Origin of the sequence: Hymenobacter edaphi (assembly GCF_003258365.1) — a bacterium.
Taxonomy (GTDB): Bacteria; Bacteroidota; Bacteroidia; order Cytophagales; family Hymenobacteraceae; genus Solirubrum; species Solirubrum edaphi.
Genome location: NZ_QHKM01000003.1, coordinates 204757 through 219009 on the forward strand (window position 1 = coordinate 204757; position 14253 = coordinate 219009).

Sequence of the window (14253 nt, forward strand, 5' to 3'; positions counted from 1 at the left end):
CGGCGGCGCGTTAGGCGGGTATGTTTCGTAGCGCAATTCGACTTCGGGCCGGGCTGCCGGCCGGCGGGCTGACCAGTATGCTGATCCTTGGGCTGTGCCTGCTGGCGCGGCCGGCCAGCCCGGCGGCGGAGGCACCCTCGCAGGTGCAGGTGGCGCGGCGGTTTCTGCTGGCCGTGCTGGCCGGGCACCGGGCAGCGGCTTACCGCCTGCTGGCCCCCGAAACGCAGGCCCGGGTGTCGGCCGACAGCTTTGCCGTGGCCGTGCGGCCGCTCTACGCCGAGGGCCAGCGCCGCGGCACCACCATCGACCTCTACAAGTTCGGGTTTCGCATCGGCGACACGGATACGCAGCCCTTCTGCGCGTTCATGTTTCGCAGCGACACCACGGCCGCCCGGCCGCAGGTGCAGCTGGACGTGACCTTCGGCAGCAACGCCGCCCGGCGGGTGCAGGGCTTCGGCCTGCTGCAACCGGAGGCGGCGCCCGCCCGCTAGCCCGGCAGGGAAATCTTGCCCATCGTCACGGCCGGGACGCGCTGTCGCCCCTGCCCGATGGACAGCGCCGAGCCGGCCAGCGCCTCGTTGGCCAGCACGGCAAAGAGCACCGCCTCCTTGGCATCGGGCGCGACGCCGAGCACCTGGGTATCGGCAAACGGGCAGTGGGGCAGGCTCTGCCGAATGGCTCGCAGCAAGGTGGGGTTGTGCATGCCGCCGCCGCTCACGTACACGGCCGCCCGCGGATTGGGGCCCAGCGCCTGCTCGACGGCCCGCCGAATGCCCGCGGCGCTGAAGGCCGTGAGGGTGGCCAGCAGGTCGGCGGGGGCGAGGGCGCTGGTGGCGCTGCGCTGCTGGGCCGCGCGCACGTAGGCCGGGCCGAACAGCTCGGGGCCGGTGGTCTTGGGCAGCGCGGCACCGAAGAACGGGTGGTCGAGCAGGGCCGCCAGCAGGGCGGTATCGGCGGTGCCGGCGGCGGCAAACCGGCCGTCGGGGTCGAAACTGTGGCCGGGGTACAGCTCGCGCACAAAGGCGTCGAGCAGGGTGTTGCCGGGGCCCACGTCGGTGCTGAAGACCAACGCGGCGTCGCGGGAGGCGGGCAGGTAGGTGAAGTTGGCAATGCCGCCGAGGTTGAGCAGCAGCCGGTCTTCGGTCGCGCTCGAAAACAGCAGGTAGTCGCCGTAGGCCGCCAGCGGGGCCCCTTCGCCGCCGGCCGCTATGTGCTTCTGGCGGAAGTCGCTGAGCGTGATGAGGCCGCTGCGCACAGCTAGGTGGTCCCCGTCGCCGATCTGCAGCGTGGCGTTGAGCGGGTACTCGGCGCGTTGGTGCTGGTGCTGCGGGGCGTGGTACACCGTCTGCCCGTGGCTGGCCACCGCATCGACGTCGGCGGGGAGGAGGCCCCAGCCGTGCAGCGCATCGAGCACCAGCTGGCCGTGCAGCGTACCGATCCAGGCGTTGAGCAGGGTCAGCTCCTCCAGCGAGGCGGTTTCAAGGGCGAATACCCGCCGGATACGCTGGCGCACGTCTTCCGCGTAGGGCAGCGTGGTGAATTGCTCCAGGGTGAGGCGGGTGGCGGGGCCGTGGCCTTCGAAGCGGCACAGGGCCAGGTCGAGGCCGTCGAGCGAGGTGCCGGACATCAGGCCGAGGATGCGGCGCGTGGGCTGCGCGGCAACGCGGCAGAGGCGGGCGAGGTGCGGGTTCATGGCGGTGAAGGTAGCGCCCTGGGCTGGGAGGCCGTATCTTCCGCCGCTACCAACTGCTTGCCGCTATGCCGCCCAAAACTACCCTTGCCGACCTGGCCCTGGTCAGCGCTGCCACCCGCGACGAGTGGCGGCAGTGGCTGCTGGAAAATCACGAAACCGCCCCCGGCATCTGGCTGGTGTACCACAAGAAAGGCAGCGGGCAGCCGAGCATCAGCTGGGCTGAGGCCGTGGAGGAGGCGCTGTGCTTCGGCTGGATCGACTCGAAGGCCGTGAGCCTCGACGCGCACCGCTACAAGCAGGTCTTCACGCCGCGCAAGCCCCGCAGCGTGTGGTCGAAAATCAACAAGGCCACGCTGGAGCGGCTGCAGGCTGCGGGGCAGATGATGCCCGCCGGCTTGCGCGCGGTGGAAGTGGCCCGGCAGAACGGCTCGTGGTCGGCCATCGACTCGGCCGAGAACCACGAAGTGCCCGCCGACCTAGCCGCGGCCCTGGCCGCCGATGAAACGGCCGCGCGCAACTTTGCCGCCCTCAGCCCCTCGCGCCGCAAAATGTACCTGCAGGGCCTGCTGGCCGTGAAGCGCCCCGAAACCCGCGCCCGCCGCATTGCCGCCATCGTGGAGGAAGCCCGGCAGACGCCGCCGAGGGCGCGGAAGGCCGGTGGGGCAGGAGGGGAGGCATCAGCGGGTGAGTAAACCGGCCCGTCGTGCAGAGCGCAGTATCTCGCCGGATAGCAATTCCAATTAGCGGGGTACTATCCGGCGAGATGCTTGACTACTACGTCGACCTTCGGTTCTGCCTGACGCTCCGGGTAGCCGTCAGTGGTACCCGGACGTAAGCATTTTGCCGACTTAGCGGTTATACACCACGGCCGCCGCTTCCGGCGCCGCTCAAGCTTCCTTATCATGGCCGGCACGACCACCAACACCGTTTCGAAAACCTTCGCCCTGGGCGGCGACCTGACCATCAACCGCATGGGCTACGGCGCCATGCGCATCACCGGCGAGGGCATCTGGGGCCCGCCCAAGGACCACGACGAAGCCATCCGCGTGCTCCGGCGCGCCGTGGAGCTGGGCATCAACTTCATCGACACGGCCGACAGCTACGGCCCGAACGTGTCGGAGGAGCTGATTGCCGAAGCCCTGCACCCGTACCCCGCCGGCCTCGTCATCGGCACCAAGGGCGCGCTGTTGCGCACCGGGCCCAACGAATGGCCCATCGACGCCAGCCCACGGCACCTGGAAGAAGCCCTGCACGGCAGCCTGAAGCGCCTCAAGCAGGAGCGCATCGACCTCTACCAGCTGCACCGCATCGACCCGAACGTGCCCGCCGAGGAAAGCTTCGCGTGGCTGCAGCGCAACCAGCAGAAGGGCCTGATCCGGCACATCGGCCTTTCCGAAGTGACGGTGGAGCAGATCAAACAGGCCCAGGCGTTTTTTCCGGTGGTGTCGGTGCAGAACATGTACAGCGTGGACAACCGCAAGTGGGAGGCCGAGCTGGACTACTGCCAGCAGCACAACATTGCCTTCATCCCGTGGTACCCGCTGGCCGGCGGCAACCAGGATGCGCTCAGCAAGCTCACCGGCATCGGCCAGCGCCTCGGCGCCAGCCCCCAGCAGGTGGCCCTGGCCTGGCTGCTGCACCGCTCGCCCAACATCCTGCTCATCCCCGGCACGTCCAAGGTGAAGCACCTGGAGGAAAACGTGAAAGCCGCCGACCTGCAGCTCTCCGCCGAGGATATGGCCGCGCTGGAGCAGTTGGGGTAGGGAAAGGGTAAACTAAACGTCATGTCGAGCGAAGTCGAGACATCTCGCTGGATAGTAATTCTCCCGTTGAATAGGATTTACTCTCAGACATCAGCACGCAAGATGTCTCGGCTTCGCTCGACATGACGTGCAGTTGGAATCGACATCAACAGAAACGGCCCGGCGGTGCTATACCGCCGGGCCGTTTCTGTTGATGTCAGCCGAAGCTAGATAATCTTCTTGCCCGACATGGCCTGCTTGATGCTGATCTGCATCACGCGCTCGGCGAAGGGGCTGGTCAGGGCCTCCAGGTCGTCGAGGGCGCGGTAGATGGTGTCTTTGTCGCCGGACGAGAGGGTGCCGCGCAGCACCTCGGCCTGCTGGCGCGTCTGGCTAATTTCGTCCTCGGTCAGGTGCTGGCCGTTGTTCTGCACGAAGCGGTCCACCTGGTAGAGCATCTGCTCGGCGGCGGTGCGGGCTTCGATGACCATGCGGGCGGCCACGTCGTCCTTGGCGTGGGTGAGCGAGTCCATCAGCATCTGCTCCACCTGCTCGTCGGTGAGGCCGTACTGGGGCTTGATTTCCACGCTCTGCTGGGTGCCCGAGCGCAGCTCGATGGCCTCGACTTTCAGGATGCCGTCGGCGTTCAGGATGAAATTGACGTCAATCTTCGGCAGGCCGGCGGGCATGGCCGGAATGCCGCGCAGGTCGAATTCGGCCAGCTTGCGGTTTTCCTTCACCAAATCCCGCTCGCCCTGAAACACCGCAATCTTCATGTTCACCTGCCCGTCCACCGAGGTGGTGTACTGGCGGCCGGCCTTGGTCGGAATCTTGGAGTTGCGCGGAATAATCGGGTCCATCAGCCCGCCCAGCGTCTCGATGCCCAGGGTGAGCGGCGTCACGTCGAGCAGCAGGATGTCGCGGCGGTTGCCGGCCAGGATGTCGGCCTGAATGGCGGCGCCCAGGGCCACCACTTCGTCGGGGTTGAGCGAGGCGTTGGCCGGCTGCCCGAAGAACGCGGACACCGAATCGTACACCAGCGGTACGCGGGTGGAGCCGCCCACCAGCAGCACCGCGTCGAGCTTGTCGGCCGGGAGCTTGGCGTCGCTCAGGGCGCGGCGGCAGCTGTCGATGGTGCGCTCCACGAGCGGGCGGATCAGCTCGTCGAACTCCTGGCGGTTCAGCGTGAGGTTGTTGGCCTGGTCGAGCTGGGCGCCGAACAGGTCGTTGTCGGAGAGGTAGCGCTTGGCCTGCTCGGCCAGCAGGCGCAGGCGCTGCTTGAGCTGCGGGCTGTCGGCCACGGCCTGCTGCAGCTCGTGGCGGTGCACCCAGTGGTTGACGATGGCGCGGTCGAAGTCGTCGCCGCCGAGGTAGGTGTCGCCGTTGGTGCTCAGTACCTCGAAAATGCCCTGGTGCAGGCTCAGGATGCTGATGTCGAAGGTGCCACCGCCGAGGTCGTACACGGCCACGGTCTTTTCCTCCTCAGGGTTCAGCCCGATGCCGTAGGCAAGCGCGGCGGCCGTGGGCTCATTCACAATGCGCAGCACTTCCAGCCCGGCGAGGCGGCCGGCGTCCCGCGTGGCCTGCCGCTGCGAGTCGTTGAAGTAGGCCGGCACGGTGATGACGGCCTTGTTGACGGGCGTCTTAAGGGCGTGCTCGGCGCGGGCGCGCAGCTCCTTCAGAATTTCGCTCGACAGCTCGATGGGGGAGTAGAAGCGGTCCGCCACGCGGATTTTCACCAGGCCCTCGGAGTCGTCGTCGATAACCTTGTAGCCCAGGTCGCCGGCGTGCTGGCCCAGGTCGCGGTAGCTTTTGCCGAGCAGGCGCTTCACCGAGTAGATGGTGCGCTCGGGGGCGGTTTCGAGGTAGTCCTTGGCATCGTTGCCCACCAGCGGGGCCGCGCCGTCCTGCGGGAAGTGCACCACCGAGGGCACGATGGTGCCGCGGCCCTGGTCGTTGATGGCAATGGGCTGCCGCGACTCGGGGTGAATGTAGGCGACGAGGCTATTGGTGGTACCCAGGTCGATGCCGACGATGATTTCCTCCTGCTGGAGGGCGCCGGTTGACAGGTTGATGGAAACTTTGGCCATATTGAGTGCTCAGAACGCAGCCCGGAAGGGACTGCCGCGCCGGGGCGCAAAAGTACAACGGAAACGCCGCCGGGTCGGGGGCGACGCCGGCATTACCGCCTATGCGCAGCACAACAACCATTCTGGGGCTGGGGTTATGCCTGCTTGGCGGCCTGGGCCTGCTGCCGGCCTGCCAGTCCTCCGACGCCGGGCAATCGGCCGGGCCCCCGAGCACCCGGATCAGTGCCCGGCCGGCCGTAGCTACTACGCAGCCTGCCCCCGCGAAGCTATTGCCGGGCTTGCCCGATTCCTTGCAGCCCCAGCCGCTGGCCCCGCTGCCCGGCCTTTCCGACTCGGTGCGGGCGGAGGTGCGGCGCCTGCACGCCGCGCTGGGGCCGGAGGCGGCCACGCTGCGCCCGGCGGTGCTGGAGCGGGCCTACGCCGGCTACCAGCGCCTGCGCCGGGCCCGGCAGCTGCGCGGCCCCCGCGTGCTGGCCGTGGCCGACATGGAGTTGCCGTCCTCCGAGCCGCGCCTCTGGGTTATCGACGTGCGCAACAGCCGCCTGCTGCACCACAGCCACGTGGCCCACGGCCGCGGCTCGGGTGGCCTGCGCGCCCGCCGCTTCTCCGACCGGCTGAAGTCGGCCTGCACGGCGCTGGGCTTCTACCGCACCGGCGACACCTACCGCGGCAAGCACGGCCTCTCGCGCCGCCTGCACGGCCTCGACCGGGGGCAGAACGGCCACGCCAGCAGCCGCTACGTGGTGCTGCACGCCGCCGATTACGCCAGCGCCGACTACCTCGCCCGCCACGGGCAGCTGGGCAATAGCCGCGGCTGCCCGGCCTTGCCGCCCGCCCAGTACCGGGCCATCATCAACCGGCTGGAGGAGGGGAGCTGCCTGTTTATCTACGGGCCCGATGCAGCGTACGCCTCGCGTTGGCTGCCGGCAACGTCTTGGCAATGACAGCGCTGCCTGGGGCGGGTGAGGCTTTTCCGGTAGGGAGTTGTCCGGTTCCGGGTTTGTCGCAGATTAATGCTAATGTTTTTTTCGAATCCTCCAATCTTTCTACGGATTCCTTACGTATCTGACGCCGTAATCGAATACTAAGGCACGCTGGCTGCCGCACCGGCTGTCGTTCGTCTTATTCTTCTATTGCCTGGCTGCTTCGATTATGGAGCGCCAGCCGCGCCCCTCCTTACCGCCCCGCTGCCGGGGCACCCTAGCGTCGAGTTGATCCTGCCGGTTGCCGGCGGGCAGCACACTCATTTTATCCTGGAAAATGTCGTCCGGCAATGGTGCCGGATGCATGATTCATATTCCCCAACCAAACCCCCCAATCCTATGAAGAACGGTTTCCGCCCGTTATTCTTCCTGGGCTTGTCGGCAGCCGCGGCGCTTGGCGTCGTGGCCTACAGCGGGCAGCAAGCCCCGCTGGAAGCCTCAAGCCACCGCGAAGCCCCGTTGATTGCCGACGACCCGCTGGCCGACAACACCGACCTCTACGCCTTCCGTTCGCCGGACGACGACTCCAAGATTACCATCATTGCCAACTACATTCCGCTGGAACTGCCCCAGGGCGGGCCGAACTACAACACGTTCGGCGAAAACGTGCGGTACGAAATCCACATCAAGAACAAGTCGACCAGCACGGGCGACGACATCACCTACCGCTTCACGTTCACGCGCGTCAACCAGGACCCGACCACGTTCTTCAACATCCGGCTGGGGCAGCAAAACCTGAAGACCACCTACACGATGGAGCAGAGCCTCGCGGGCGGGGCCTTCACCACGCTGATTTCCAACGGCGTAGTGCCGCCGCCCAACGTGGGCCCGCGCTCCATCACCAGCACGCCGGCCGGCCTGGGCACGACCTATAACACGCTCATGACCAACGCCGTGCAGACGCTGGGTAACGGTGGCAAGGTGTTCTGCGGCCCCGTCGACGACCCGTTCTTCGCCGACCTGGGCGGCATCTTTGACCTGGGCGGCATCCGCGCCCCCGGCCAGGCCCGCGACGGGCTGGCCCGGAAAAATACCCACGCCATTGCCCTGCAAATCCCCATTGCGGCGCTGCAGAAGGATGGCAAAACGGCCGCACAGGCCGCCAACATCCTCGATCCGGACTTCGTTATCGGCGTGTGGGCCTCGGCCAGCCGCCCGGCCCTGCGCACCCTGAACACCGACGGCACGCAGACGCACACCGGCAGCTGGGTACAGGTGTCGCGCATCGGCATGCCGCTGCTGAACGAGGTGGTGAACCCCATCGGCGCCAAAGACGCCTGGAACGCCAAGACGCCCTACGCCGAAGCCACCGTCACCGACGACTACCTCTCCAACCCGGAGCTGGGCCTGTACATGGCCGAAGGCACGGCCAACGGCCAGACCTACTACGGCGCCGCCGTGCCCGGCCTGGGCGCGCTGCGCATTCAGTCGGCTTCGCTGGCCGGCAGCCCCGGCCTGCCCGCTGCCGGCTTCGACTTCCGCAACGGCGCCGCCGGCCTGTCGGGCCTGGCTGGTAGTTCGGCGGTTACCGGCACGGCGCTGGCCCCGGCTCCGGCCGGCTACGGCCCCTACCTGCTGCGCGCCGGCAAGCCCCGCTCGGTGGACATTCTGCCCATCTTCCACACCGGCGTGCCGAACGCCATTCCGTACCAGCTGGCGACCGGCAAAACGCCCCGCAACCCGCTTACGGCCGGCAAGCCCTTCATCAACAACTTCCTGCTGGCCAACGCCACGGCCGCTAACCCCGGCGGCGACATGCTGCGCCTGAACATGGCCGTGCCCGTGACGCCGCGCAACTCGGCCGACTTCAGCTCGGAAGGCCTGCTGCAGGCCGCCGTGCTCGGCCTGACGGACGCGCGCTTCAACGCCAGCGCTGCCCTGCAGAACATTCCGAACATGGACGGCTTCCCGAACGGCCGCCGCCTCGAAGACGACGTGACCCGCATCGAGCTACAGGCCGTGGGTGGGGCCGTACTGGCCGCCATCGGGTTGTTCTACGACGACTACACGTCCACCTCGACCAGCCCGCTGACGCCGCGCCTGCTGGGCGTGGTCGGCTTCAACGCCGGCATCACGGCCAACGACACCACGCTGAAGGCCGCCTTCCCCTACGTGCAGACCCCCTGGAGCGGCACCAAGGCCCAGCAGACGGCCCTCTCGCAGCGCAGCAGCAACCTGAACCTGCAGCCCCAGCTGATGTCGGCGCAGGTATACCCGAACCCCTTCGGCGCCAGCACCACCATCCGCTACGAAACGGCCGTGAAAATGCCCGTGACCATCGTCATCATGGACCTGATGGGCCGCGTGGTGGCCACGCCCGTGCGCAACAAGACGGAAGCGCCCGGCGTGCACGAGTACCGCTGGGAAGCCGGCAAGCTGGCGGCCGGCGAGTACATTGCCACCATCCGCACCGGCAACACCACGCTGCAGTCGGTACACATTCTGCACCGCGGCGAATAGCCTCGGCGCTTAACGGCGGGGCGGCCCGGTGCCGCCCCGCCTACGGCCGCCGCCGGCCGCGCATCGGAGCCGCACCGATGCCGCGGCCGGCGGCACCAGCCGTAGCGGCGTTTCTCTCAACTTCCTGAATTTTCCCTATGTCCCTACCTCGACGCATCCTATACGCCTTGCTGCTGGTGGGTTTTGCCGTGTCGGTGGCGGCTGTGCTGCTGGCCCGCAAGGAGGTGCCCGTGCCGCAGCTGAAGGAGCGCCGCGGCGCCCTGGCCATCGGCGGCGAGTGGCTGAACACCAAGCAGGCCGTAGCGGGCCTGCAGGAGCGCCTGCGCCGCAACCCCGACGACCACGAATCCCGCCTGCAGCTGGCCCAGGCCTACGTGCAGGAAAGCCGCGTGACCGGCGACCATACCTACTACGACGCGGCGGCGCTCAAGCTCGTGGACGAGGTGCTGCGCCGGCGCCCCGACGATTTTGAGGCCCTGTGCACCAAGGCCGTCATCAGCCTCTCGCAGCACCACTTCGGGCAGGGCCTGACGCTGGCTGAGCACGCGGCCGAGCTGAACCCCTACAACGGCTTCGTGCAGGGCCTGCTCTGCGATGCGCACCTGGAACTGGGCCACTACCCCGCCGCCATCAAGGCCGCCGACCGCATGAACGAGCTGCGCCCCGACCTGCGGGCATACTCGCGCGTGTCGTACCTGCGCGAAATACACGGCGACGTGGGGGGCGCCCGGGAAGCCATGGACCTGGCCGTGCGGGCCGGCGTGCCCGGCCTGGAACAAACCGAGTGGTGCCGCGTGATGCTCGGCCGCCTCTACGAAGATTCCGGTGACCTGACCCGTGCCACCGCGGCCTACCGCCAGGCCCTGCAGACGCGCCCCGGCTACGCCTACGCCCAGGCCGGTATGGCCCGCGTGGCCCGCACCCGCGGCGACTACAACACCGCCATCCGCCTGCTCAAACAGGCCCGCGCCCAGGTACGCGACTTCGCCTTCGACGACGAGCTGACCGACCTGTACCGCCTCAACGACCAGCCTACGCAGGCCGATGCGTCGGCCCGCAACGTTATCAAGCAGCTGCAGGCCCACGCCAACACCAACGACGAGGAAGACGGGCAGGGCCACTACACCGACCGGGAGCTGGCCTACGCCTACCTCAAGGCCGGCGACCTGGACCAGGCCCTCACGCACGCCCAAACCGAGTACGAGCGGCGTCCGGCCAACATCGACGTGTGCGAAACCATGGCCTGGGTGCACTACAAGCGCGGCGACTATGCCGAAGCCCGCAAGTACATGACGCAGGCCCTGCGCACCAACTGCCGCAACCCCCAGCTGCTCTACCGCGCCGGCTGCATTGCCCTGCGCAACGGCGAAGTGGCCCGGGGCGAGTCGTGGCTGCGGCAGGCCCGCGAGCAGAACCCCAACTTCCGGCCCGACCCGACCGACCCCACGCTGCCGCCGCTGGTGGCCCGCCGCTGATCCGCCCCGCTCGCCCAAGAAGCTGCGATGAAACCGCTTGCCTTTTCGCTCCGCGCCGGGGCCTTGCTCACCGGGGTGCTCTTCCTGCCGCTGCTGGCCGGAGCGCACCCGTTCAGCAACGTCGACATCAGCTCCCTCTCGCGGCCCCAGGCCGTGTGGGGCTACCTGCAGCTGGGCTTTCAGCACATCATCCCGCTCTCGGCCGACATGGCCTGGGGCCTCGACCACATCCTGTTCATCGTGAGCCTGTTTGTGCTGGAGCCGCGCCTGAAGCCGGTGCTGCTGCAGGCCACGGCCTTCACGGTGGCCCACAGCATCACGCTGGGCCTGGCCGCCGCCGGGCTGATTTCGGTGGACGCGGGCGTGGTGGAGCCGCTGATTGCCTTGTCCATCCTGTTCGTGGCCCTCGAAAACCTGATTACCGACCGACTGCGGCCCTGGCGGCTGGCGGTGGTGTTCGGCTTCGGGCTGCTGCACGGGCTGGGCTTTGCCGGCATCCTGCGCGACATCGGCCTGCCCCGGCACCTGTTCTACGAAGCCCTGGTGAGCTTCAACGTGGGCGTGGAGCTGGGCCAGGTCAGCATCATTTTGCTCTGCTGGCTGATTATCGGCTGGTGGACGGCCCCGAAGCCCTGGTACAAGCAGCGCGTGCTCATGCCCATGTCGGTGTGCATTGCGCTGGTGGCCGCCTGGTGGACGGTCGAGCGGGTGTTCTTCGTCTGACGCCGCGCGGGCGTGGTCCGATTGTTCCAGGCCGTGGTCTGATTGATTCCCCGAGCCGGCTTTTCGCCCGCTTCCTCACTCATGAATGGCTGCTGGCGCCAGAACAACCAGTTATCTAGCCATTCACCCATTTAACAATTCAACGAAAATGCGTCAGGCCTTCATCGTGCTGCTGCTGCTCAACTACCTGCTGGTGGTGGCGTGCGGCTGCGTGGGCCGGCGCACGGATGACTGGGAGCGGTACCGGCCCAAACGGGCCTACGTGCACCGCGCCACCTGCCAGCGCGACAACGCGCTGCGCCTCGACTGCTTCGACCGCTGCAACGGCGACCAGCACCGCTGGACGCCCCGGCAGGCCGGCGAAGATATCTGGCACCACATTGCGGCTCAAGTGAACGGCACGGACGTGCACTTGCTGGCGGAAACAGCACTGCTGCCGCCGCGCCCGGCCCCGCGCCAGCCCCGGCCCACCTTCCCGAGGTGGACGCCCGCGCTGGCCCTGGGCCTGTTGGCTGAGCCCGACGCGCCACCCAGGCGGGGATAAGACCCCGGATGCCTACCGGCCCAGAGGCCGGGCAGCCGTCCGTTCCCGGCCCAATCCACCCGCCTGCTTGCCGCGGAAGGTTGGGCGCCCGTCTTATTCTCGTCACCCGACGACCGGCTGGCCGCCGCGCAACCGCGGGCCGGCCCGGCGTCACTGCGTTGCCGCTATGCCCTTACTGCTACGCTTCGGCTGCCCGACCCGGCGGCCCGGCTTGCTGTTGCTTTTCCTGATTGTGCTGTCGGCTGCGGCCGCGCGCGCCCAAACGCTGGCCACCCTGCGCGGCTCGGTGCTCGATTCGACCTCGCACCGCCCGCTGCCGGGCGTGACGGTGCGCCTCGACGGCCGCCCCGCCGACGGAGCCACCTCCGACGCCCTGGGCCGCTTCCGCCTCGGTGGGCTGCCCGCGGGCACGTATCAGGTGCGCGTGTCGGCGCTGGGCTACCGCAGCCAGACCGCGGCCCTGACCGTGGCCGCCACCGGCGCCGCGCCCGAGCCCCTGACCCTGGCGCTGGTGCCCACCGCCCTGCAGCTGGCCGAAGTCACCGTGGCCCAGCCCCGCGACCTGAACCAGAGCGTGGCCGCCATCAGCGGCATCGACCGGCAGCTGCGGCCCGTCAACTCGGCCCAGGACCTGCTGCGGCTGGTGCCGGGGCTGTTCATTGCCCAGCACGCGGGCGGGGGCAAGGCCGAGCAGATTTTTCTGCGCGGCTTCGACGTGGACCACGGCACCGACTTCGCCGTGAGCATCGACGGCATGCCGGTGAACATGGTGTCGCACGCGCACGGGCAGGGCTACGCCGACTTTCACTTCGTCATTCCCGAGGTAGTGGAGCAGCTGCGCGTGTACAAAGGCCCGTATTCGGCCCGCTTCGGGGATTTTGCCACGGCCGGCGCCGGCGAATTCACCACCAAAACCAGCCTGGAGCAAAGCCAGGTGAAGCTGGAAGTCGGTCGCTTCGACACGCGCCGGGCGGTGCTGCTGCTCGATTTGCTGGGCAAGAACGGGCACCTGTTCAGCCCGCGCGGCCGCGAAAGCGCCTACCTGGCCGCCGAGTACAACTTCACTAACTCGTATTTCGAGCAGAAGCAGCACTTCAACCGTTTCAACGGCCTGCTCAAGTACACCGGGCAGCTGTCGGAGCGCGCCACGCTGGCGGTGAGCGGCTGGCACTTCAACTCGCGCTGGGACGCCTCGGGCCAGGTGCCGGAGCGCGCCATCCGGGAGGGCCTGATTACCCGCTTTGGCTCCATCGACCCGACCGAGGGCGGCAACACGGCCCGCAGCAATGCCAACGTGCAGCTCACGGTGGATTTGCCCCACGACGCGGTGCTCACCCAGCAGGCGTACTACTCGCGCTACGGCTTCAACCTGTACTCCAACTTCACCTTCTTCCGCGACAACCCCACGGACGGGGACCAGATTCGGCAGAACGAGGCGCGCCACCTGGCCGGCTACCGCGGCACCTACGAGCGGGGCTTCGCCGTGGGCGGCCGCACCCTGCGCACCACGCTCGGCCTCGGTACCCGCTTCGACGACGTGGACCTGGCCCTGCGCCACGCCGTGCGCCGCCGCGTGACGGATACGCTCGTCAGCGGCCGGGTGCAGGAGCAGGGCTACTTCACCTGGCTCGACGCCACGCTGCCGCTGTCGGACCGCCTCACGCTGAACGCCGCCGCCCGCCTCGATTACTTCCGCTTCCGCTTCCGCGAAGACCGGGTGGACTCCCTCTCGGGCCGGGCCGGCAAAGCCCGCGTCAGCCCCAAGCTGAACCTGTACTACCAGCTCAGCCCGGCCGTGCAGCTGTTTGCGCGCTCCGGCTTCGGCTTTCACTCCAACGACGCCCGCTCGGTGGTGCTCAACCGCGCCGGCGCCCTGCCGCGGGCCATCGGCTACGAAGTCGGCTCGAACTTCAAGCCCGTGCCCGAGCTGGTGGTGAACCTGGCCGTGTGGGCCCTGCACCTGCAGGACGAGCTGATCTACGTGGGCGACGAGGCCGTGGTGGAAAGCGCCGGCCGCACCCGCCGCCTGGGCGTCGACGTGGCCGTGCGCTACCAGCTCACGCCCGCCCTCTTCGCCGACGTGGACCTGAACCTGAACCACGGCCGCTCGGTGGACGACCCCCGGGGCGAAAACTACATTCCGCTGGCGCCCAGCCGCACCAGCATCGGCGGCCTGACCTGGAAACGACCCAACGGCCTGAGCGCCAGCCTGCGCTACCGCCACGTCGACAGCCGCCCGGCCAACGAGGACAACTCGGTGCGCGCCCGCGGCTACACCCTCGTCGACGCCGTGGCCAGCTACACCCACCGCCGCTACCAGCTGGGCCTGACGGTGGAAAACCTACTGAACGTGGACTGGAACGAGGCTCAGTTCGACACCGAAAGCCAGCTGCGCGGCGAGGCCGCCCCCGTTTCGGAGCTGCACTTCACGCCCGGCACCCCGTTCTTCGCCAAGCTGACAGGCAGCTTCTTTTTCTAGAGGCTGTTATTGCCAAGCCCGCCAAATACACGTTGCCGGCCGCATCGGGGGCCGTAGCCATCGG

General features: G+C 68.2%; 11 protein-coding genes. 9 read left to right on the plus strand and 2 right to left on the minus strand.

Annotation, left to right across the window (positions count from 1 at the left end; genetic code table 11):
• The first annotated feature begins 77 nt into the window (after positions 1–77).
• Positions 78–491, plus strand: a complete 414-nt coding sequence (locus DLM85_RS11325) for a hypothetical protein (protein ID WP_111478217.1) — start codon at positions 78–80, stop codon at positions 489–491.
• On the opposite strand, the gene DLM85_RS11330 is transcribed toward DLM85_RS11325, so the two are convergent.
• Positions 488–1693, minus strand: coding sequence for an anhydro-N-acetylmuramic acid kinase (locus DLM85_RS11330; RefSeq protein WP_111478218.1), 1206 nt, complete (start codon positions 1691–1693; stop codon positions 488–490). The two genes, DLM85_RS11325 and DLM85_RS11330, sit on opposite strands and share 4 nt — an antisense overlap.
• Positions 1694–1758: 65 nt before the next feature.
• Between DLM85_RS11330 and DLM85_RS11335 the strand changes: the two genes are divergently transcribed.
• Positions 1759–2385 (plus strand): YdeI/OmpD-associated family protein, encoded by a 627-nt coding sequence (locus tag DLM85_RS11335; protein WP_111478219.1) that lies wholly within the window; start codon positions 1759–1761, stop codon positions 2383–2385.
• A gap of 210 nt (positions 2386–2595) precedes the next feature.
• Positions 2596–3456, plus strand: a complete 861-nt coding sequence (locus DLM85_RS11340; RefSeq protein ID WP_111478220.1) for an aldo/keto reductase — start codon at positions 2596–2598, stop codon at positions 3454–3456.
• Between the two features lie 206 nt (positions 3457–3662).
• Here DLM85_RS11340 and hscA read toward each other — a convergent pair whose 3' ends face one another.
• Positions 3663–5525, minus strand: coding sequence for a Fe-S protein assembly chaperone HscA (gene hscA / locus DLM85_RS11345; protein WP_111478221.1), 1863 nt, complete (start codon positions 5523–5525; stop codon positions 3663–3665).
• Between the two features lie 101 nt (positions 5526–5626).
• On the opposite strand from hscA, the gene DLM85_RS11350 reads away from it, so the two are divergent.
• From DLM85_RS11350 to DLM85_RS11375, 6 genes are all read left to right on the plus strand, one after another.
• Positions 5627–6469, plus strand: a complete 843-nt coding sequence (locus DLM85_RS11350) for a murein L,D-transpeptidase catalytic domain family protein (RefSeq protein ID WP_111478222.1) — start codon at positions 5627–5629, stop codon at positions 6467–6469.
• 378 nt (positions 6470–6847) lie between these two features.
• Complete coding sequence (locus tag DLM85_RS11355; RefSeq protein ID WP_111478223.1) at positions 6848–8968, plus strand: DUF4331 family protein; 2121 nt, start codon at positions 6848–6850, stop codon at positions 8966–8968.
• 137 nt (positions 8969–9105) lie between these two features.
• Positions 9106–10443 carry a tetratricopeptide repeat protein gene (locus DLM85_RS11360; protein WP_111478224.1) on the plus strand — a complete coding sequence of 446 codons (1338 nt, stop codon included), beginning with the start codon at positions 9106–9108 and terminating at the stop codon, positions 10441–10443.
• Between the two features lie 27 nt (positions 10444–10470).
• Positions 10471–11166, plus strand: coding sequence for a HupE/UreJ family protein (locus DLM85_RS11365; protein WP_243635929.1), 696 nt, complete (start codon positions 10471–10473; stop codon positions 11164–11166).
• Positions 11167–11314: 148 nt separating this feature from the next.
• Positions 11315–11710, plus strand: a complete 396-nt coding sequence (locus tag DLM85_RS11370; protein WP_111478226.1) for a hypothetical protein — start codon at positions 11315–11317, stop codon at positions 11708–11710.
• Positions 11711–11876: 166 nt separating this feature from the next.
• A complete protein-coding gene (locus tag DLM85_RS11375; protein ID WP_111478227.1) occupies positions 11877–14189 on the plus strand; it encodes a TonB-dependent receptor in 2313 nt (770 codons plus the stop codon).
• Positions 14190–14253: the final 64 nt, after the last annotated feature.

What these genes read in the sequence shown, in the direction of transcription:
- DLM85_RS11325 (WP_111478217.1), top strand. Translation starts at nt 78, where the DNA reads ATGCTGATCCTTGGGCTGTGCCTGCTGGCGCGGCCGGCCAGCCCGGCG.
- DLM85_RS11330 (WP_111478218.1), bottom strand. Translation starts at nt 1,693, where the DNA reads ATGAACCCGCACCTCGCCCGCCTCTGCCGCGTTGCCGCGCAGCCCACG.
- DLM85_RS11335 (WP_111478219.1), top strand. Translation starts at nt 1,759, where the DNA reads ATGCCGCCCAAAACTACCCTTGCCGACCTGGCCCTGGTCAGCGCTGCC.
- DLM85_RS11340 (WP_111478220.1), top strand. Translation starts at nt 2,596, where the DNA reads ATGGCCGGCACGACCACCAACACCGTTTCGAAAACCTTCGCCCTGGGC.
- hscA (WP_111478221.1), bottom strand. Translation starts at nt 5,525, where the DNA reads ATGGCCAAAGTTTCCATCAACCTGTCAACCGGCGCCCTCCAGCAGGAG.
- DLM85_RS11350 (WP_111478222.1), top strand. Translation starts at nt 5,627, where the DNA reads ATGCGCAGCACAACAACCATTCTGGGGCTGGGGTTATGCCTGCTTGGC.
- DLM85_RS11355 (WP_111478223.1), top strand. Translation starts at nt 6,848, where the DNA reads ATGAAGAACGGTTTCCGCCCGTTATTCTTCCTGGGCTTGTCGGCAGCC.
- DLM85_RS11360 (WP_111478224.1), top strand. Translation starts at nt 9,106, where the DNA reads ATGTCCCTACCTCGACGCATCCTATACGCCTTGCTGCTGGTGGGTTTT.
- DLM85_RS11365 (WP_243635929.1), top strand. Translation starts at nt 10,471, where the DNA reads ATGAAACCGCTTGCCTTTTCGCTCCGCGCCGGGGCCTTGCTCACCGGG.
- DLM85_RS11370 (WP_111478226.1), top strand. Translation starts at nt 11,315, where the DNA reads ATGCGTCAGGCCTTCATCGTGCTGCTGCTGCTCAACTACCTGCTGGTG.
- DLM85_RS11375 (WP_111478227.1), top strand. Translation starts at nt 11,877, where the DNA reads ATGCCCTTACTGCTACGCTTCGGCTGCCCGACCCGGCGGCCCGGCTTG.